Genomic DNA, 19,909 nt, shown 5'->3' with positions numbered 1-19,909 from the left:
CGGCCAGCAGACGGACAATTCCGGATCCGCCCCCCCACGAGCTCGGCGGCATGTGACCGCCCACTCGTGGGGCTCTGGTTCACGCCCGGACAGACGTCGGCCGACCCCCCACACGGAGTTCGACATTTCAGGAGTATCGACCATGCGTGAAACTCGCCGTCCCCTGGGCTCGACCGACCTTTCGGTGTTCCCCGTGGCGCTCGGTGGGACGGCCTTCGGCATGAAGGCCGGCACCCGGGAATCACATCGACTGCTCGACACGTACCGGGCTGGTGGCGGCAACTTTCTGGACACCGCGGACTCCTACCGGCCGCCGGTGCAGGAAATCGCCGGATTCGATTCGGAATCCATCATCGGCTCCTGGCTGAAGACCTCCGGAGCCCGTGATGCGATGGTCATCGCCACGAAGGTCGGGAAGCACCCCGCGTATCCAGGCCTGGGCGCGACGAACATCCGACGCGCGGCTGAGGCTTCTCTGCGGCGGCTGCGCACCGACCGGATCGATCTGTACTTCGCGCACTTCGACGACCAGGGCGTCCCCCTCGAAGAGACCGCCTCGGCGTTCTCCGAACTGGTCGACGCCGGAATGATCCGCCATATCGGCCTGTCCGACTTCTCCGGCAAGAGAGTGTCCGAGTGGATGGACGTGGCAGCCAGGAACGGGCTGCATCCGCCCGTCGCTGTTCAGCCGCACTACAACGTTGTCGAGCGCAGCGGCTTCGAAGCCGACCTGATGCCGGTCGCCCTGCACCACGCGCTGGCCACCGTCCCCTACCGGGGGCTCGCCTCGGGATTCCTCACCGGCAAGCACCGGTTGGAGCGCGACGACGTTCGTAGCCGGTTCTCTCCGGCGGCGCAGTACGCCGACGAGCGCGGCGCTCCGGTCCTCGACGCGCTGGACGAGATCGCGCAGGAACGCGGGGCGCAGATCTCGACAGTGGCCCTGGCATGGCTCGCGGCCCGGCCCACTGTGGTCGCGCCGATCTTGAGCACACGTAGCGCCGCGCAGCTGCCTGCGCTCCTCGCGGCTGCCGAACTCGCGCTGACCGACGCCGAGAACCGACGCCTCGACGAGGCGTCAGGCCGCCTCGTGCCGCAGGGCTGAACAGGGGTCGATGTTCGTGTTCGGCGGGGCTGAGTCGGCCGTTCGCCGAGTGTCGCCGACACGGGTTGTGGCCAGGGGCATTGCCTGAACGGGGTTCGTCGGGTTCCCCTGTGACGCCCGGTCACGTCCAGTAGTTCGTTCTTGCCCCGGAAGGCAGTACAGGCACGACGCCGGCGATCATGTGGCTGAGCGCCCTGCTGTGCACGGCTGGAGCGGCCGTCCTGGCCGGAGCCCGGTCGCTGACCGCCGTCGGCGAGTGGTCGTCATGCCCGTCCTGCCGCACCGGATCCCCGCGCCTGCGGCCACCGCGGTCCTGCTCATCGTCCCTCGCCCGGCTCACTGGATGGCTGCGTCAGCGCGCCCGCAGACGGCCCGTACCAGCCGGCCCTTCCTCGCCTTGTCGAAGCGGCTGACGACCTTCCCGGGCGACGGCCATAGCCTGGGGCTTTAGCATTCCTGTTGACCTCGGCAGGAGCGCCGGGGCAGTCGCGGAGGGGCGGCATGGATCTCGGCGGTCTCGACATGAACGCGCTGACGCCGCTGCACGCGCTGCTGGAGGTGCGCCATGTGACGCGGGCCGCCGAGCGGTGCCATATGAGTCAGCCCACCATGAGCGCCTACCTGGCCCGGCTGCGCCGCTACTTCGACGACGAGCTCCTGGTCAGGGGCGCCGCCGGCTACGAACTGACACCGCTGGGGCACCGGCTGCTCCCGCTGGTGGCCGAGGTGCTCACGGCGGCCGAGAGCGTCTTCCGGACCCGTGCCGGCTTCGACCCCTTCACCAGCGAACGTCGCTTTCTGATCTCCTGCTCCGGCTATGCGACCAGTGTGATCGGCCGCCCTCTGAACGCCCGCCTCGGCAGTGGTTCGCCGGCCTTGTCGATCCAGTTCTGCGCGTTGAAGGACGGGTTCGCGGAGCGCGACCTGCTGGAGGCCGATCTGGTGATCGCCCCGCTGAGCTTCAGCGTCCCGGCCGAGAGCGAGAAGCTGTTCAGCGACGACTTCGTCTGCCTGCTGGACTCCGGCAACCCGGTGGCGGCGGAAGCCGAGCTGACGGCCGAGGTGCTCTCCGGACTCCGGCACGCGGGCGTGAGCCGCAGGTCGGGCACGCCGACCGTCGCGCACCGGCTCATCGACGGGCTGGGGGTGCAGGGGCGGCTCGCGGTGCTGACCGACGAGTGGGCGAACCTGCCCTGGCTCGTCCAGGACACCGACCTGGTCGCGCTGCTTCCCCGGCGGGTCGCCGAGCGGGCCTCGCGGGCCGGCGGCTTCACCATCCGGGAGGTGCCCGGGTACGACGGGGCGCGCTTCACCGAGTCGATGCTGTGGCACTCCAGCCGCAACGCGGATCCCGGGCTGCGGTGGTTGCGCGGCGAACTGCGTGCCGCGCTGGGCGCGCTCTGACACACCACCGAGGACCCCACCCTGACGCAGCACCGCGGGCCTCGCGAGAGGCACTCAGAGGCCGTCGCCGCGGAGTTCCTCCAGGATCTCACCGACCTTCGACGCGACGGCCTCGGCGGATCCGCGCGCATAGCGGGAGTTCATCGACTCATAGGTGCTGCGGTCGTAACTCACGGCATCCGCCATGTACTTGGCCGCTCCGTTGGCCATCGTCATGACGAGGGTGCCCGCGAACGGGGAGTCCTCCTTGATGCCGAGGCCGGTCGCGCTGGACAGTTCCGCCCGCAGGCCGACCAGCACGATGTCCCCGATCCGCACCGCGTCGATCGGTACCTCCGCCTTGCCGTCCGGCCGGAAGGGGTAGTTCCGCACCGGGCGCAGGTCCTGCATACGGGCGGGCGCGACCTGCGCGTGGACGGTGGTGCCGGTGTTGACGACCCGCAGACCCCCGCCCGTACCGGTGCACCGGATCCCCTCGCTCACCCGGACCGCCTCGGCTCCCAGTCGCTCGCCGAGCAGGTCCACCAGCAGGTGACCGGCCTCGTGGACGTCGGCCCTCGTGTACGCCCCGTCCTTGTGGGCGACATACCGGTTCGCGGTGAGGAACGGGGCCTGGTCGCCTGCCGCGCCGATCAGGAAGAGGGCGACGGCCCCGTCCCCGTAGGACTCCTCCACATGGCGGCAGGCCGCGCCCGCCAGATCCGAGGTGACGAGCCTTTCGCCCGTCCGCGTGCGCGACTCGTTCATGACGGAGGACTGGACGGCGTAGTTCATCAGGATCGCCAGCGGCTGCCCCCCGTCGTCCTCGATACGGACGACGCCCACGCTCTTGTCGGACACGCCGCTCTCATCGGCGCCGAGCCACCAGCCGTCCGTGGTGAGGACGTCCCGGTTGACGTTGACACCGCACGTGCCGCGACCAAAGCCCACCCGGGCGGGCCGCATGGTCCGCCGGGCTTCGGCCACTGAGCGGACCACGGCGTCCCGCACGGCCTCGCGCAGCAGGGCGTCGCTCCGCCCGCCCGCTCCCGCCGCCTGCAGATGCGGTGCGGAGAAGGTGTGGCTCGCGCACACGACGGTGTTGCCGCCCGCGAGGCGGCCGGCCGTGGCGGCGGCCTCCCGCAGCTCGCGCACCGCGTCCTCGGGAATCGATGTCAGCTCGACCACGACGAGGGCGATGCGCTGCGACCCGTCGTCGAGAAGGACCGCCCTCGCGTGCAGGCTGTCGTGTTCGCCGGTGAACCCGTCCAGGGGATAGACATCGGGGGGAAGGTCGATGACCGACTTGCCGGCGCCGGCCGCGAGTTGGGACCCGGTCACCGCAGCGTGCCCCTGATCATGCCGACCAGACCGTCGACGATGCCGGTCTCGGCGTACCCCTGCACGATGGGGCAGCCGTTGACCTCGAAGGTGTTGCGTGCGTACGACTGGTCGTCGGCGAGGTAGCCGATGCGGTCGTTGGCGATGGAGATCAGCAGGGTGTTCGCGAGGGGGGACTCCCGCTGGAGCCGCCGGTAGATGTCGGTCACCACCTCACCCGAAACGCCGGCCAGGGCGACCTCGTTGAGGGTGACAAGGCCCAGTCGCAGGTCAACCGAGTCGACCTTCTCCTGGATCATGTCCTCCATCACGTCCACGCCCTCCTTCATGGGACAGGCGAGCACCCGTTCCGCCGCGCCGATGCGGACCGTGGAGGTCAACTCCCGGATCCCGCCCGCCACCCGTACGGCTTCCGCGCCGACCATCAGTCCCTGGGCGGCCATCGCCTCGTAGGCGAACACCCGCTCGTCGTCGGTGGCGCCCCGCAGCTTGCCGAGGGAGACCCGGGGCGACTGGTCGCCCACCGGCCCGAGGGTCCACAACGCCACGACACCGCCGCCGAGGTGCCGCTCGACATACGCGGTGGCCGCCCCCGCGAGGTCGGCGCTGACCTCCTCCGTGCCCAGCACCACGGTGGAGTGCACCGCGTAGTTGAGCAGCACCGCGATCGGGTCGCCGGTGAGGGTCTCGAACCTGAGCACCCAGACGGTCTTGTCCGACGGGCCGTCGGGGTTGACGCCCATGGACCACTTGCCCGCGATGTACTCGTCGCGGTTGACGTTGACATCGGCGGTCCCCTTGCCGAGGCCGAACCGGGCCGGCTGGGACGACGCCCTGGCCTCCTTCAGCGCGCCGATCATCCTGTCGTACACCCAGGCGGAGTAGGTGTCCGACTCCGGAGGTCCCCCGTGCGCGAGCGCCCCCGGGGACACCAGGCCGATCCGGGGGGCGCTGTGGGTGTGCGTCGCGGTGATGACGATGTGGTCGAAGGGGATGCCGAGTTCCCGCTCGATCCGCTCGCGGACCGGCGTCATGTCGCCGGCCTCGATCAGATCGGCCGACAGCAGGGCCACCTCGTGCGCCCCGTCGTCGAGGACGAGCGCCCGGAGGTGGATCGGGTCGTGCACGCCGGTGAACGAACCGCCCAGCGGATTGAGATTGGTCAGGTCCTCGGGTGTGATGTCGACTTTGGCGACACCGACCCGCAGATTCCCTGATGCGGACGAGTTCAAAGGTGACTCCTGGTCTTTCCGGGCGAGACTGAAGCCGGCCGGGACGTCAGCCGGCCGAATCCGCTGCTACGCCTTCTTCTGCTGCAGAGCGGGCTCGCGCATCGAGGTGAACTGGCAGTTGATGATCTTCGACTCTTCGCCGGCCGGTTCCCATACGACGGTGAAACGGTTACGGAGGGCCAAGACCCCTTCCGCCACCTCCACTTTCATGTCCTCGACCCCGCTGATGAAAGCCAGCCCTCCCAGGAAACGGATGTCCTCCTCCGTGCGCTCGATCGACAGATACTTGGTCCGGGCGTTCCCGATGTAATCAAGGATTTCTTCCTTGGTGTTGATGTTGCCGTTTCCGTGTATCCAGACCACTCCGTCGTCGAGGAGCGCCGCCAGGGCTTCGCCATCCGCGCCGAGCATGGCATCCCGACGGGATCGGTCCAGTCGAAGGATGGTGCTCGCGTCCGTCATCTCAAGGCTCCTGTGCAAGGGTCGAGCCGGGATTCCCCGGTATCGGTGGGAACTCTTCCATTCGCGGCGGGGAACCAGCAAGACCAGGGGAATGACGATCCCCTATGTTCGCTATAGGGGATCCTGATGAGGCGGCGAGGCGGGCCGTCGGCGGGTTCCTGCGGGTGCCTCACCGATCGCTCGCGATGCCGCTGAGCAGGGACGAATGCCTCTGGGTCGGCGACTGTCGGCGTCGGCTGCAAGCCCTCTGCGGCCACCTCCTGTCGATTTCCGTACGCACATCTTGCGTTACCGGATTCTTGCGTCCGTCGCGTCGGGGGTGGCACGGTCTCCCTACCCGGCCCATTTGGCCGCGGACCGCTTACCCGGGAAGCCGCCGACGAGCCCGTGAGCGCCGCGCCACCACAACGAGGTTCGCCGGGTGGCCCCGCACAGACCCTGTGCGAGGAATTCCAGCGAAAGCATTCAGCGGATATTCCGCGCATTACGGCGGTGGGCATACTGCTTGCCCTGCCTGAGCGGAAAGCTCGTCGAACTCCGAATGTTTTCCCGTGTGGCCCGTCCCCGGTCAGGTTCGAAGACCCCACAACGTAGTGAGGAATCAGCGAGTATGCCCAAGGACCAGAGCTCGCCCCGCCCCTGGTACATAGCCACTCTCGGCGGCATGGCTTCCTATCTCGAAGGCGCGACCATGGTGAGCCTTTCCATGGCCGTCATTCTGTTGCAGAAGCAGCTCGGACTCAGCGCCTGGAGTGTCGGCGCGCTCAGCGCCTCACTCACCCTGAGCTTCTCCACCGGGGCCATTGTCGGCGGCCGTCTCGGTGACCTCTTCGGACGCCGGGTGATCTACTCCGCCGACCTGGTGATCTACGCCCTCGGCGCGCTGATCGTCATCCTTTCCCCCAACCAGGCCGTCCTGTTCGCCGGCGTCATCGTCACCGGTCTCGCGATGGGTGCCGACATCCCGGCCTCGCTGGCCCTGGTGGCCGAGGAGGCGCCCCCCGGACGCCAGGGTGCGGCGGTGGCGTACTCCCAGACGCTGCTGATGACGGGCGTCGGGGTCTCCCTGGTCATCTCCAACTTCGTTGCGGATGCGGGCAGTCTGGGCGCGCGGCTGCTGTTCGGCCACCTTCTGGTGGTCTCGGTCATCGTGTGGTTCCTGCGCCGCGGTGTAGCAGAGTCGTCGGCCTGGCTGAAGAGCCGCGCCGAGAAGAACTCGACCGGGCCGCGGAAGCTGAAGGAGGCCTTCCGTAAGCCGCACGGGACCGCTTTGCTGGCCACCACCCTGTTCTTCGTCATCGGCGGCATCATGCCGAACACGCTGACGCAGTTCGGCCCGTACCTGATCGTCAACCTCGGGCACTCCACCATGCAGGTCTTCAGCACGATCGGAACGGTCACCTTCGTGGTGGGTCTGGTGATCGCGCTCCTGCTGCAGCGCTTCGCGGACACCAAGTCCCGCACCGTGTGCCTCGCCCTCGGTCTGGTCGCCCTGGTGGTCGGCCCCCTGGTGGCCATCCTGGGCAACTTCTCCGTGGCGTCCCTGACCGCCCTCTTCATCCTCAACACCGTCGCCGGAAGCTGGGCCGGTGACGGCATGTACCGCATCTTCACCCAGGAGATCTTCCCCACCGAGATCCGCAGCACGTCCCAGGGGTTCACCTACGGCATGGCCCGCTACTGCATGGCCGGGTTCGGCCTGCTCACTCCCGCCCTGGTGGCCTTCTCGCCGACCCTGCTCATGCTGCTCCTCATCGGCCTGGGGCTGGCCGCCGCGGCCATCGGCCTGCTGTGGCTTCCGCGGATCCCGCGCCACGGTCTCAACGAGCAGACCCCGGTGACCCTCCCCGCCGACCGCGCCTCGGTGGCCGCTCACTCATAGCCCCGTACGTACACCCCCGTACAGCAGAAGGAAATGTGCCCCTGTGTCTCCCGTCCCGCTCCGCACCCTCAACGACGGCGGCGTCATCCCCGCCCTCGGCCTCGGCACCGCTCCCCTGGATGACGCCCGGACCGAGGAGGCGGTGGCACACGGCCTCCGCATCGGGTACCGGCTGATCGACACAGGCGCCGTCTACGGCAACGAGGGCGGCGTCGGCCGGGCCGTCGCCGCCGCCGAAGTCCCCCGTGAGGAGATCCGGGTCCTCACCAAACTCCCCGGTCGCCACCACGGCTACGACGCGACCCTGGCCGCCTTCGAGGAGTCCCGCGGCCGGCTCGGCCTGGAGTACGTCGACCTCTACCTCATCCACTGGCCGCTGCCGCGCCTGGACAAGTACGTCGACTCCTGGAAGGCGCTGATCAGGCTTCGCGAGGAGGGACTGGTCCGCTCGATCGGAGTGTCCAACTTCACCGCCGAGCACCTGGACCGACTGGAGAAGGAGACCGGGGTGCTGCCCGCCGTCAACCAGATCGAGATGCACCCCCAGCTCCCGCAGGAGGAACTGCGCGCCGTACACGCCGAGAAGGGCATCGCCACCCTCAGCTACAGCCCTCTCGGCCGCGGCACCGGACTGGTCCAGGATCCCGCAATCGGGGCCGTCGCGGCGGCTCACCGGGTCACCCCCGCCCAGGTGATCCTGCGCTGGCACCTCCAGCTCGACACGGTCCCGCTTCCCCGGTCGGGCGATCCGACGCGGCGGCGCGAAAACCTCGACGTGTTCGGCTTCGAACTCTCCGCGGACGAACTCGCCCGCATCGGCGACCGCGCCCGCGTCCGGATCGGCTTCGACCCGGAAAGCCACGAGGAGTTCTAGCCGGCGCTCCGGCCCGGACACGAAAGACCAGACACGAAGGAGAAGACGAACATGCGTCTGTCAGCACCGACCGGGACCGACCCGGAACAGACTGAACTCGGAGAGCGGATCAGAAGCCGTCGCGGGGCCGTCGGCGGCCCCTTCCTGGTGTGGCTGCGCAACCCCGCGCTCGGCGAACACCTGGAAGCACTCGGTACGTACTGTCTCCGCGAGTCCTCACTGCCGCTGCGACTGCGGGAGTTGGCGTTGCTGGTCGCCGCCCGCCACTTCGACGCGCAGCACTCGTGGAACGCGCACCTGGCCAAGGCGATCGACGCCGGGGTGGACCCGGCCGCGCTGCAACGCCTGGCCCGCGGGGAGGAGCCGCGGTTCAGCAGCCCGGACGAGGAAGTCCTCCACCGCTTCGCGTCCGAGGCACTTGAGGGGCACTTCGTCGGCGACGAGACCTTCGCCGCCGGACTTGAGCACTTCGGGGAGCCCGGGCTGGTCGACCTGGTCGCCGCTCTGGGGACCTTCTCGATGTTCGCGATGGCCCTGAACGTCTTTCAGGTGGACCTGCAGGCCGACCAGGATCCGCCGTTCCCGGACATCAAGGGATTCCGCCGGATGTAGCGGGGCGGCAGACGAGTCGAGCCGTACGCCGCGTACAGCCTGGCTCGTCTGTCGGCGGAGCTCCGAACTGGTCCTGTGGACTGTTCGGGGCCCTTTGGGAGGGGATCGCCGGGGGCCGGGGCGCGGTCGTCCGTGCCGCCCACGGCCTTGCGGAGATTCGGTCAGAGGAGTTCGAGGAGCTTCTCCGTGAACTCGGTGGTCGTGGCGCTGCCGCCGAGGTCGGGGGTGCGGACGTCGGTCTTGGCGAGCACCGAGGCGATGGCGTCGGTGACGTCCTTGGCGGCCTCGGGGTGGCCGAGGTGGTCGAGCATCATGGCGGCCGACCAGATCGCGCCGAGCGGGTTGGCGATGCCGCGCCCGGCGATGTCGGGCGCGGAGCCGTGGACCGGCTCGAACATCGAGGGGAACTCGCGCTCCGGATTGAGGTTGGCGGCCGGTGCGATGCCGATGGAGCCCGCCACGGCGGCGGCCAGGTCGCTGAGGATGTCGCCGAAGAGGTTGGACGCGACGACCACGTCGAAACGGGCCGGGTCGAGGACGAACTTGGCGGCCAGGGCGTCGATGTGCTCCTGGTCCCAGGTCACCTGCGGATGGTCGGCGCCACGCTCGGCGACCAGCTCGTCCCAGAACGGCATGGTGTGCACGATGCCGTTGGACTTGGTGGCCGAGGTGAGCTGCCCCGTGCGCCGTGCGGCCAGCTCGAAGGCGTAGTCGAGGACGCGGGTCACCCCGGCACGGGTGAACACCGCCTCCTGTACAGCCATCTCCTCCGGGAAGCCCCGGTTCAGCCGGCCGCCGATCTCGCTGTACTCACCCTCGACGTTCTCGCGTACGACGACGAAGTCCACCTCACCGGCCGCGGCGGAGCGCAGCGGGCTGTCGACACCCTCGAAGACGCGGATCGGCCGCAGATTGACGTACTGGCGGAAGCCGCGGCGGATCGGGATCAGCAGCCCCCACAGCGAGACGTGGTCCGGCACGCCCGGGTAGCCGACCGCGCCGAGCAGGATCGCGTCCTTGCCGCGCAGCTGGTCGAGCCCGTCCGCGGGCATCATCGCGCCCTCGCGGACGTACCGCTCGCAGGACCAGTCGTAGGAGGTGTACGAGAAGCCGAAGCCGTGGCGGGCGCCGACGGTGTCCAGGACCTGTCGGGCGGGGGGCAGCACCTCGGCTCCGATGCCGTCGCCGGGGATGAGTGCGATGTGGTGGTGGGTCATGTGCCCAGTGCAGCAACTAGGCCGTGGGACCGTCCAAGACGCTCTGCCGATCTGCCTTATAAGGCTGCCCTATCAGTGCTGGATGGCATCAAATGCACAGGCCAGAAAGGTGCGGACGGCTGGGGACTGCTCCGCGCGGCGGCTGACCAACGCGATCCGCAGCGTCGTCTTCGGCTCGATGTCGAGCACCAGTGCGCCGGCCTGTTCGGCCGTCGTGCGCCAGGACTCGGTGACCACGGCGAGCCCGACCCCCGCGAGCACCAGCGGAAGAATGGCCACCCGGTGTTCGGTCTCCACCGCAATGCTGAAGCCGATGCCACGCTCGCGCAGCCCGTCCACGTACGCCCGCATCCCGGTGCCCCGCTGCCCGACGATCAGCCGCTGCTCGGCCAGCTCCTCGCAGGCGACCGGCCGGCCCGCCGGGAACGGCCCGTCCGGAGGGGTGACCAGCACGAAACGCTGCTCGCCGGCGGCATGCGAGATCACCTCCTTGTCGGTGAGCGGCCCCGACGTCGCCAGGAGCCCCAGCTCGGCGGCGCCGGTGCGCACCATGTCGACGACATCGCGGGAGGTGAAGGCGGCCCGGATGTTCACCGACACCCCGGGATACCGGCCCGTGAACGCACTGATCATCGTGGTCAGCGGCTCCACCGCCTGGGACGGCATGGCGGCGATGTCCAGTCGCCCCTCGCGCAGTTCGTGCACGGCCGTGACGCTGGCGCGGGCCGTCTCCAGGCTGCGTACGGCCGCCCGCGCCGGTTCGATCAACGCCGTGCCCGCCTCGGTGAGCACCGCCCGGCGGCCGATCCGATGGAACAGACTGCTCCCCAGGTCTCGCTCCAGCGCCTGAACAGCCTGGGAAAGCGACGGCTGCGAAAGGTACAGGGCCGAGGCCGCCCGGTTGAAACCTCCGTGATCCACGATCGCGAGGAAGTACTCCAGCTGCCGGATGTCCATGACCACCATCCTCCACGCCATGACGAAATGCCTCGCCCCGGCTGTTGACCCGATGGGTTGTCGCACAGCCGCGGCCGAGAGCCGGTTCGCTTGTGGAGGGATGAGCCGGGAACAAAGTTGATCATCGGTTCGATCTGCGCGCTGCCATTGGTTCCAGGCAACGGTGGCGACGTGCTGCGCCCCATGCGCGGTGGGCGATGCCGTCCGGTGCATCGAGCGCGGCAGGACCCCAGCGCTCCCCAAAGCCGCTCGTACTCCCCGGATTCTCCTCAGGGGATGGCCCTGCGTGGGGTGGCGTAGGCGTTGTTGGCGGAGCAACGTCGGCTTCCCTGGCGGGTGGTGCGGTACGGGTGCGCAAGCATGCGCAGAACGCAAGCAAAGATTGCGTTACCGTGCCCTCGCCATCCAGAGATTCACCCTGCTAACTTCCGCCTGGGCCAAATTCGGCTAAGAATTTTGCCCCGGTCTCCACCACGTCAATCACGCAGAGAAGGGTTTCTCTGCGTTGTCACTGGAACGTTCCAGTTTTATGGCTGGGCGAACGTCGGACGAAAGCGAGCCTCGTGAGAACGGCCGCGCTTCAGGACGGCATCGCTTTGCGCAAGATCAAAGGGGCGGAACTGGGCGCGAGGGTGTCCATCGCCTTCGATGCCGACGGCTCGGGTCACGTGGTCAGCGCGACGATGAAGTGCGCGTCGATCGGCCTGGCCGGCACTGGCTTCGTGCACGTGCAGGTGCTGACCGGCGATGCCTACGCGGAACCCGAAGTACCGCCGCCGACGTGGTGCGGGGCACGAGTGTCTGGGCGTCAGAACCGCGGAGTGTCCGACCTCGGCTTCCGCCACAGCCGCGCCACCGCCCAATCGGCCCCGCTGGGCAATACACGCCCATCCCGCGACCCGTCTGAGCCTCGTCAAGCCGACTGTTCACCCTCGCCCGGATCCGCATCACCATCATCTGCCTCGGCGACGACGATCCCTTACCTCGTCCCCCATCGCAGGGTTCCCCTGCAACAGCCCAGCGCTGTCTGCCTCGACACCGACGTCATGCGCAGCAGAAAGGCTCCCTTCTCATGCCCGTATCCAGCAGACGACTGCTCGCAACCGCCGTTGGCCTCGGCCTCCTGGCAACCGGATGCACTCTGGATCCCACCGGCAGCGCCCACACCACCGGCCCTGTCGTCCTAGGGTTCATCAACGGCGGCACCACTTCGTTCCACACCTGCCTACAGACGGCGGTCACGAAGACCACGTCGAACAACCTGGCAAAACTGCGGACCGCCGACTCGAACGGGAGCAAGTCCGCGGAACTGCGCAACGTGCGGGACATGATCGCGCACAAGGTTGACGCCATCATCCTGCTCAGCGTGGACGCCAGCGCCCTGGACGCCGACATCGCCGCAGCGCAGAAAGCGAAGATACCTATCGCTCTGATCGCGGTGACGCCTTCTGACGACAGCAAGATCTTTGGAGCCGTCATCAGCGACCTTCCCGGGATAGGCAAGTTGGACGCCCAATGGGTCGACGACGACGCCGCCGGAAAACCGGTCAAGGCCGGTGTCATCTCCGGCGACGGGAGTACATCGTCCAACTTGATGGTCGACGGATTCACCAAGAACCTGGCAGCCAACGTGCGGGTGGTGGGGGACGAGCGGGGCATGTTCGACCGGGCGACGGCCAAGGCTGCCGCAGCCAAGATGATCCAGGCTCACCCCGACCTCCAGTACGCGTTTGTGGCCAACGAGGACATGGCCTTCGGTGTGCGGCAGGCGTTCGATGCGGCGGGCGGCCACAGCGTGAAGATCGTGACCGTCAACGGCACCGATCAGGGACTCGCCGCGCTCAAGGACGGGAAGTTCGCGGCGACGGTCTCCAACTCGGTCCAGGACTTGGGAGAGCTGGCGGTGACACACACGCTCGCTCTGCTGCGCGGGGAGGAGAAGGACAAGATCGAACACATCGATGCCCGTCTGGTGACCAAGGACAACGCGGACACCGCGCCCCTCTATTGCGATACGGATGGCTGATCGGCCAAGTCAAGGGTGCGGCCGGCAGCTGCGTCGAACGGCGGGCCGCAGGGCGCCCGAAGGCGTCGAGGAGGCCGTCGGCCAGGTGGCGAAGCCCTCCCTGGGCTCCCTTGCGGCCGCGCTCACGCCGACGGTTTCAACGGCCTCGCCGGCTTCCGCAACCCGTCCGGGATGAACCGTCCCCACTGTGCGATCCACGTGTCCGGCACAACTTCCACGGACCGTGCAGGACACAGTCCACCAGCAGGTCGCTCAAGGCGAATCCCGGTGCGGCAGGCTGACTTCGTGGCGGGCCCGCTCACTGGTCACGGGCGCTGTCGTCAGCGAGCCAGGATGAGGCTCATCGCTTCGGCGCGCGTCGCGGACCTGCGCAGTTGGCCTCGTACGGCGGAGGTCGTCGTCCTGGCCCCCGGCTTGCGGATGCCGTGGGCCGACATGCACATGTGCTCGGCCTCGACGACCACGATGGCGCCGCGTGCGTCCAGGATGCTCATCAGGGCGTCGGCGATCTGGCCGGTGAGGCGTTCCTGGATCTGGAGTCGGCGCGCGTACACCTCCACCGGCCGTGCCGGCTTGGACAGTCCGGTGATCCGGCCGTTCGCGGCGGGGATGTACCCGACGTGGACCGTGCCCCGGAAGGGCAGGAGATGGTGCTCGGTCCTTCTCGGTCGGGGTCTTCACCGATGGCGATCAGCGGCTCGCGCGCGGCGTACTCGGCTCGCTTGGTGTCGAACGCGGAGACCGGTTGTCCGGGGAGTGGATCCAGGTGCGTCATGGGTGTCCCGTCTCTGCGTCGGGGCGAGTGCTCCCGCAGGTGTGGGGAGGGGTGTTGGGGAAGTGCGGGCGGGGCACCAGGCGGGAGCCGCCTGCCTGGTGCCCCGCCCTGCCGTGCCCTGCGAGCCTTCCGCGGACGGGCTCGGGAGCGGGGGAGATGCCGTAGTCGGCCGTTGTCAGCGTTTGTCGCCGGTGAAGGGCCTGCGGGTGACGGTGGCGCGGATGGTGGTCTGGGAGTGGCGTTCGACGGTGGGGTTGGCGGAGCCGCCGTCGGGCTCGCCCCAGACCAGCTCGACCTGCTGTCCGTAGTGCACGTCGTCGTCGATCATGACGACGGAGATCCAGCCGCGGACGTTGGCGGTGTAGCTGCACAGTGTCGAAAGGCCGACGAGTCGGCCGTTGCTCTCGACGCGGTCGAACTGGGAGGCGGCGTAGAAGGCGGCGGGCATCTCGATGTACTTGAAGCGTCGGTCACCCTGCTCGTACTGGGAGGCGAAGACACGGGCGACGTCGTCGCGGTGCCAGGCCAGCCATGCCTTGCGGCGGTGCTTCTCACCCTTCCGGCGCTCCAGGGCCTCGCGGCCGATGAAGTCGTGGTCGAACTTGAGGATGTGTCCGTAGCCGAGGTCCCAGGGCGTGACGTAGTAGTCCTCCACGCGGTCGGAGGCGAAGCTGCCACCGAGGGAGAGGTTGGCCTCGAAGGTCCTGACGCCGAGCCATTCGCGATACGTCTTCATGCTGTCGCCCGAGTACACGGCGGGGACGGTGTTGGCGATCCAGCCGGACTCGGTGGCCACGGAGGCGTAGGCGCGGCCGCCGATCTGGCGGACTCCGAAGGGCTCGCCGGCTTCCAGGATGGCGTCGCGGACGTCGTCGATGTACTCGTAGGGGCCGAAGAACTCCAGGCCGGGGAAGCCCGACATGCGGTGGTTGAGGGCGGTGACCTCGTGCTTGCCGATGTTGAACTTGCCCATGCTGAAGAACGGGATGTCGGGCATGGGCCCGCCGTTGACCTTCTCGAAGATCGCCGAGGCGTGCGGGCCCTGGAGCTGGAGTCGGAAGAACTCGCGGCCGTTCGGGTTCTGCGCGGTGCGCTCGTCGCGGCGCAGGGTGACGTCGTAGCCGCCGGTCTCGGCGTGGAACTGGACCCAGTTGAGCGCCGGCGGGCGGCCGACGAGGCGGACGTGGTTGTCGGCGAGGCAGAAGAGGATGCAGTCGCCGATCATGTAGCCGTCGTGGTTGACCGCGACGAACTGCTTGGCCTTCATCGGGCCGAAGCCCTGGAAGGTGTTCGCGCCGACATCGGCCAACAGCCGGTAGCAGTCGGGTCCTTGGACGGTGAGGTCGGTCATGTGGTGGGACAGGTCCATCAGCGCCGCCGAGTTGCGCCAACTCTCCTGCTCGTCACGCCAGTTGGTGAACTCGGCCTTGATCGGGAACGGGTAGGCGCCGGAACGGCCGCTGCGCAGCAGGCCCAACGGGCCTCCGGCCGCCTGGAGTTGGTCTTCGAGGTGTGCCATCGGTTTCTCCATGTCGTCGCGATGCGTAGGTGAGGCGGCGGCAAGGGCGTGGGGCCGGCCGTTGTGGCGGCGGGGCGAAGCCGTTTGCGGCGCCTGGCGTCGTGAGTGACCCGGCTCGGGGGTGTCGCGGCTGGTGGGTGCGGCCCGGACGGGCATGTCGGAGGGGGGAAGGTCCCGGCCTCCGTCGGCGAGGTGAACTGTACGGTACGGTACACCTCTGGCGCACTCAAGGGCCGTGCGCGGATTTTCTGGAGCGGATGGTCGACGGACGGACGGAAGCCGTGTGGGAGTCCCGACGGTTGTTCTGGACCCCACGCACACCCGGCGGGCGCTGGTCTTCGCCGAGGTGTTCAGGAGGCCTTCGGCGTCAGTGGAAAACGGTGCCGGCAGTGATCACAGCCGACGTTCTCGGGCGTGAACGCGTGAACGCGTGAACGCGTGCGCGCGAAGCCGAGCCCGGCCACGGGCCTTGGGCAGTGCTCGCCCACGCCGGCAAGAGCGGCCCAGGTCCTCCGGCCGGTGAACCGTACGGCGCACGGTCATGATGCGGACCCCCGCCCTGCGACGGAGACCGCATTCACCACGACGGGACGGCTGCGCCGAAACCGTGGCCCGCCCCGTCAGGCCGACTCGCGAACGACGACCCGCGCGGGCGGAGGCTCCAGACCACTGGTGTCGAGCCCCAGGGCGAGCCGGGCGCTGAGCCGGCCGTGGGCCTCGCCGTCGACGTTGATCGTGGTCAGGGAGGGGATGACGTGTTCGCCGTAGCCGTTGTCGTCGAAGCCGATCACGGCCGTGTCGTCCGGCACGCGCCGGCCCAGGTCGCGCAGGGCGGTGAGGACGCGCAGGGCCACGTCGTCGTTGAAGCCGGCGATCGCGGTCACCTCGGGGGCTCGGGAGAGGAACGCGTTGACGGCGTCGGCGCTGGCGGGCCGGTCATGGGGGGCGATGAAGGAGACGGGAGTGGGGATGTCAAGGTTCTGCGCGGCGTGCTCGACGAAGCGCAGGCGGGTCGCGGCGAGCGGTGACTCGGTGTCGGGCAGGGCCACGGCGATGCGGGTGTGGCCGCGGTCGACGAGGTGGCGGAGTTGGAGGGCGGTGTGGGCGGCGAGACCGTTGCGCCAGCCGCCTCCCATGTCGTCGAGTGCGTGACCGGTGAGGTACGTCTCGCCGAAGCGGATCACCGCGCGGGGGACGATGACGTCGAGAACCTGCTGGATGGACTGCGCGGTGTGGTGGCCGTGTCGGACCAGAAGGACATGGTCGTGGGCGGCCAACTCCGCGTCGAGTCCGTGGATGTAGCTGCGGGAGTACGCGCCTTCCATGCCCGCATCGATGTTCAGGACGACGACCCGCGAGGTTCCTTCTCGCAGTGCTCGCGCCACGCCGTGCGGAACGTAGCCGAGCGTTCGGGCCGCCTCCTTCACCCGGTCGCGGGTGGCTGCCGAGATCGTCTGGTGAGGGTCGTCGTTGAGAACGAAACTGACGGTGGCGCGAGAAACACCGCTCGCCGCCGCCACGTCGTTCAGCGTGACTCTTCTGGAAGTCCCCATCACCCCTGCTGACGTTGTCGTGTGCACCTGAGTCCCAGCGACACGGCGTTCACTCATTGTAGGGAGGCCGACGGGAGCCGAAGCACGGGCGGCTGCGGGATGCCGAGTGCGCCGGTTCTGTCGGATCGAATTGCCTTGCTTCGTACGGCACTGAACCGTACGGTACGGCGCGGCGGGGATCAGGAGCCTGAAGCGGGCCCGTATCGGGAGCTCCGCGTCCCTCTGTGCCCTCGCGTCGTCGCGTCGAGCCGTCTTGAAGAGACGGGCGAGGGGGAGGGTACGCCGCGGCGCCACCGGTGGGCCGGCCGTGGCTCCCTCATCGATGATCCTCGACGATCACCGCCGGCCGAAGGTCACTTGATGACCGGCTCGGCTCCCCGGACGGGCTCCAGCCGGTCGGCTGCCGACCGGCTCACCGTCATCCCTCAAGGCAGGACGTCGACCCCATGACCTCGAACCCAACGCGTCACACGCATCACGGCCCCGTGCCTTCGTACGTCGTCATCGGTGACACGCACCTGGCCGGCCGGGTGTGCGGTGCCCTGCACGCCTCGTCCGACGCGGTGCGGCACCTTCCGCGTCCACGTGACCCCGAACTGCGCGCGGCGCTGGCCCCGCGGCCGGCGGGCGTGGCCGTACTGCTCCACGACGACGTCGCGGCCCTGCGCTACGCGCTGGCCGTCGCACACGTCGCGCCCGACGTTCCTCTGATCGTCACGATCTTCGATCGCACGATCGCCGACGAGCTCGCGCGCCTCCTGCCGCAGTGCGATGTGACCTCGCCGGCGGACCTCGCGGCGCCGTCACTGGCCGGCCCGTGCCTGGATCCTTCCTTCGTCGCCGCTCGCCGGCGTGGAGGGTGTGTCCAGGTCGTCCGAGAGCGGGACGGCGTCCTGGAAGCAGAGGAATCGGCCCTGCCGGGGCAGTGGCGTCGCCGGTACCGCAGAAGGTGGGTCGGGTTCCAGCTGCGCTCCCACGACCCGGGCACCCGGTTGCTCGTCCTGGGCATGCTCGCGATGCTCGTCGTACTCGCCGCCGACTGGGTGTGGCTCACGGCGTTCGGGCATCGCCCGTCCGAGGCGTTGTTCGAGGCCGCCCGGGTAGTGGCCGGCGTCGGTCCGGCCGCCGCGCCACCGGATGCTCACGCCTACCAGATCTTCGCCGCCCTCGCGATGCTGAGCACTGTCGCCTTCACCGCCTTCTTCACCGCCGGAGTGGTCGAGCGGATGCTCGGTCCGCGCCTGATCGGGCTGATCGGTCCGCGCACCCTGCCCCGCGCGGGGCACGTCATCGTGGTGGGAATGGGCCAGGTCGGCATGCGGCTCTGCGTCGAGCTGCGCGCACTGGGCATCCCCGTCGTCGGCGTCGAACGCGACCCGCAGGCCGCCACCGCGCGGCTGGCACGCACCCTCGGCATTCCCGTCATGGACGGTCACGGCGGCGACCGCCATGTACTGGAACGGCTGCGCATCGGTCACGCCAGGGCGCTGGCCGCCGTCGGCTCCGACGACCTGGACAACGTGGCCGTGGCCATCGCCGCCCACGGTGTCGCGCCGCATATCCGCGTGGTGATGCGCGCGGGGGAGGACGACGCCATCGCCGAGACGCGCTCGCTGCTGCCCATGGGGGTGGTCTGTGACATCACCGGTCTGGCGGCCGGATATGTGGTCGCCCGGCTGCGCGCCGAGCCGGTCGGCGACGTGGTCGCCCATCGCGACGAGATCCGGTTGCGGGACACGTCCGGTGTCTGGCGCCGCAGCGCTCTGGTCGGTCACGACCGCTGCGCCCACGTCGAGGGGCGGCGTCGGATGACAGACGACGAAATTGAACCGCCAAGGACTAGAACGATTTAGCGATCCGCTGTAACGTGTTCGCTATATCGATTTAGCTTTTCCAGCTCGCAGGGCGTACGGCCCGCAGGCGGAGGAGGTCGTTCGACCGATGATCGACATGAGATGCGCGTTCGCGCAACCACCCCCGAGAGGCCCGGCGGGGCTCCCGCAGCCCGACCGATGTCTGGTGATGGGCATCCTGAACGTGACTCCGGACTCGTTCTCCGACGGAGGTCGGTACGCCGAGACCGGACAGGCCGTGGAACGGGGCCTGCGGCTCGCCGAGGAGGGCGCGGACCTGGTCGACGTGGGCGGCGAGTCCACTCGGCCGGGAGCCGAACCCGTCCCGGTGGAGGCGGAGTTGGCCCGCGTGGTGCCCGTGGTGCGGGAACTGGTGCGCGCGGAGGTGGCCGTCAGTGTGGACACCATGCACGCGGCGGTCGCCCGCGCCGCGATCGAGGCCGGCGCGTGCATGGTCAACGACGTCAGCGGCGGACTGGCGGATCCCGCCATGGCCGCCGTCGTCGCGGCGGCCGAGGTGCCGTATGTCGCGATGCACTGGCGTGCGCCCAGCCGTGAGATGGACCGCCACGCGGTCTACGGCGACGTCGTCGGCGACGTCACCTCCGAACTGCTGCGCCGCGTCGAGGCACTCACCGCGGCCGGAATCGATCCGGGGCGCATCATCATTGATCCCGGACTCGGGTTCGCCAAGCGCGCGGCCCACGACTGGGAACTCCTCACGCATCTGCCAACCCTGCGTGCCGCCGGGTTCCCGGTGTTGGTGGGGGCGTCCAGGAAGCGTTTCATCGGTGCCGCGTTGAGCGACCGGGCGGGGATCGACTCCGCGCCCGGCGACCGTGACGCGGCCACCGCGGCGGTGTCCGCGCTGGCCGCCGCGGCCGGCGCGTTCTGCGTGCGCGTGCACGACGTCCGCTCCAGCCTGCACGCGGTGTGTGTGACCGCCGCCTGGGCGGGCGACCGCCTGCCCTCGGAGTCGGAGATCGTCGTGCGGAGCCAGTGCAGAAAGGTCCTGCACGAGTCTCGCCAAGCTCCAAACCCGTCTGCTAGCTTGCGCTAGATCGTTCTAGCGATCCCCTTTTCCTCCCTGAATATGTCGATTGTGACGAGCCGCGTCA

General features: G+C 69.0%; 15 protein-coding genes and 1 pseudogene. 8 read left to right on the top strand and 8 right to left on the bottom strand.

Features of this window, described 5'->3' with window-relative positions:
- Window positions 1–142 precede the first annotated feature (142 nt).
- Both OG588_RS04000 and OG588_RS03995 read left to right on the top strand, forming a co-directional pair.
- Window positions 143–1,105 carry an aldo/keto reductase gene (locus OG588_RS04000; RefSeq protein WP_366094506.1) on the top strand — a complete coding sequence of 321 codons (963 nt, stop codon included), beginning with the start codon at window positions 143–145 and terminating at the stop codon, window positions 1,103–1,105.
- A gap of 501 nt (window positions 1,106–1,606) precedes the next feature.
- A complete protein-coding gene (locus tag OG588_RS03995; protein WP_366094507.1) occupies window positions 1,607–2,509 on the top strand; it encodes a LysR family transcriptional regulator in 903 nt (300 codons plus the stop codon).
- A 54-nt stretch (window positions 2,510–2,563) separates the two neighbouring features.
- Here OG588_RS03995 and OG588_RS03990 read toward each other — a convergent pair whose 3' ends face one another.
- The 3 genes from OG588_RS03990 to OG588_RS03980 form a co-directional block, all read right to left on the bottom strand.
- On the bottom strand, window positions 2,564–3,829 hold the full coding sequence (locus tag OG588_RS03990) for a hypothetical protein (protein WP_398843563.1): 1,266 nt from the start codon (window positions 3,827–3,829) through the stop codon (window positions 2,564–2,566).
- On the bottom strand, window positions 3,826–5,061 hold the full coding sequence (locus OG588_RS03985; protein WP_405946038.1) for a neutral/alkaline non-lysosomal ceramidase N-terminal domain-containing protein: 1,236 nt from the start codon (window positions 5,059–5,061) through the stop codon (window positions 3,826–3,828). Before OG588_RS03985 ends, OG588_RS03990 begins: the two co-directional genes overlap by 4 nt.
- A 66-nt stretch (window positions 5,062–5,127) precedes the next feature.
- Window positions 5,128–5,523: a nuclear transport factor 2 family protein gene (locus tag OG588_RS03980; protein ID WP_329257941.1), complete on the bottom strand. Its 396-nt coding sequence runs from the start codon at window positions 5,521–5,523 to the stop codon at window positions 5,128–5,130.
- A gap of 610 nt (window positions 5,524–6,133) precedes the next feature.
- On the opposite strand from OG588_RS03980, the gene OG588_RS03975 reads away from it, so the two are divergent.
- From OG588_RS03975 to OG588_RS03965, 3 genes are read left to right on the top strand one after another with little or no spacing between them, the layout of a single operon-like run.
- Window positions 6,134–7,405, top strand: a complete 1,272-nt coding sequence (locus OG588_RS03975) for an MFS transporter (protein WP_366094511.1) — start codon at window positions 6,134–6,136, stop codon at window positions 7,403–7,405.
- 43 nt (window positions 7,406–7,448) lie between these two features.
- Window positions 7,449–8,279, top strand: coding sequence for an aldo/keto reductase (locus tag OG588_RS03970; protein ID WP_405946037.1), 831 nt, complete (start codon window positions 7,449–7,451; stop codon window positions 8,277–8,279).
- A gap of 51 nt (window positions 8,280–8,330) precedes the next feature.
- Window positions 8,331–8,891: a carboxymuconolactone decarboxylase family protein gene (locus OG588_RS03965; protein WP_366094513.1), complete on the top strand. Its 561-nt coding sequence runs from the start codon at window positions 8,331–8,333 to the stop codon at window positions 8,889–8,891.
- 161 nt (window positions 8,892–9,052) lie between these two features.
- On the opposite strand, the gene OG588_RS03960 is transcribed toward OG588_RS03965, so the two are convergent.
- Window positions 9,053–10,108 (bottom strand): tartrate dehydrogenase, encoded by a 1,056-nt coding sequence (locus tag OG588_RS03960; RefSeq protein ID WP_405946036.1) that lies wholly within the window; start codon window positions 10,106–10,108, stop codon window positions 9,053–9,055.
- Between the two features lie 72 nt (window positions 10,109–10,180).
- Entirely contained in the window at window positions 10,181–11,065 is an 885-nt protein-coding gene (locus OG588_RS03955; RefSeq protein ID WP_405946035.1) for a LysR family transcriptional regulator, read from the bottom strand.
- 1,072 nt (window positions 11,066–12,137) lie between these two features.
- Between OG588_RS03955 and OG588_RS03950 the strand changes: the two genes are divergently transcribed.
- Window positions 12,138–13,091 (top strand): sugar ABC transporter substrate-binding protein, encoded by a 954-nt coding sequence (locus OG588_RS03950; RefSeq protein ID WP_398843548.1) that lies wholly within the window; start codon window positions 12,138–12,140, stop codon window positions 13,089–13,091.
- 320 nt (window positions 13,092–13,411) lie between these two features.
- Here OG588_RS03950 and folE read toward each other — a convergent pair.
- The 3 genes and pseudogenes from folE to OG588_RS03935 form a co-directional block, all read right to left on the bottom strand.
- A pseudogene (gene folE / locus OG588_RS03945) lies at window positions 13,412–13,866 on the bottom strand (GTP cyclohydrolase I).
- 175 nt (window positions 13,867–14,041) lie between these two features.
- Window positions 14,042–15,385 carry an aminomethyl transferase family protein gene (locus OG588_RS03940; RefSeq protein ID WP_405946034.1) on the bottom strand — a complete coding sequence of 448 codons (1,344 nt, stop codon included), beginning with the start codon at window positions 15,383–15,385 and terminating at the stop codon, window positions 14,042–14,044.
- Window positions 15,386–16,005: 620 nt separating this feature from the next.
- Window positions 16,006–16,938, bottom strand: coding sequence for a LacI family DNA-binding transcriptional regulator (locus OG588_RS03935; protein WP_366094518.1), 933 nt, complete (start codon window positions 16,936–16,938; stop codon window positions 16,006–16,008).
- A 446-nt stretch (window positions 16,939–17,384) separates the two neighbouring features.
- Here OG588_RS03935 and OG588_RS03930 point away from each other — a divergent pair, with 446 nt between their 5' ends.
- Both OG588_RS03930 and folP read left to right on the top strand, forming a co-directional pair.
- Window positions 17,385–18,791 carry an NAD(P)-binding protein gene (locus tag OG588_RS03930; RefSeq protein WP_329352305.1) on the top strand — a complete coding sequence of 469 codons (1,407 nt, stop codon included), beginning with the start codon at window positions 17,385–17,387 and terminating at the stop codon, window positions 18,789–18,791.
- An 88-nt stretch (window positions 18,792–18,879) separates the two neighbouring features.
- A complete protein-coding gene (gene folP / locus OG588_RS03925) occupies window positions 18,880–19,851 on the top strand; it encodes a dihydropteroate synthase (protein WP_405946033.1) in 972 nt (323 codons plus the stop codon).
- The last annotated feature ends 58 nt before the right edge of the window (window positions 19,852–19,909 follow it).

Origin of the sequence: Streptomyces prunicolor (assembly GCF_045162825.1) — a bacterium.
GTDB classification, from domain to species: Bacteria; Actinomycetota; Actinomycetes; order Streptomycetales; family Streptomycetaceae; genus Streptomyces; species Streptomyces prunicolor.
Note: the sequence above shows the minus strand (reverse complement) of the source record. Positions and strands in the feature narration are given on the sequence as shown.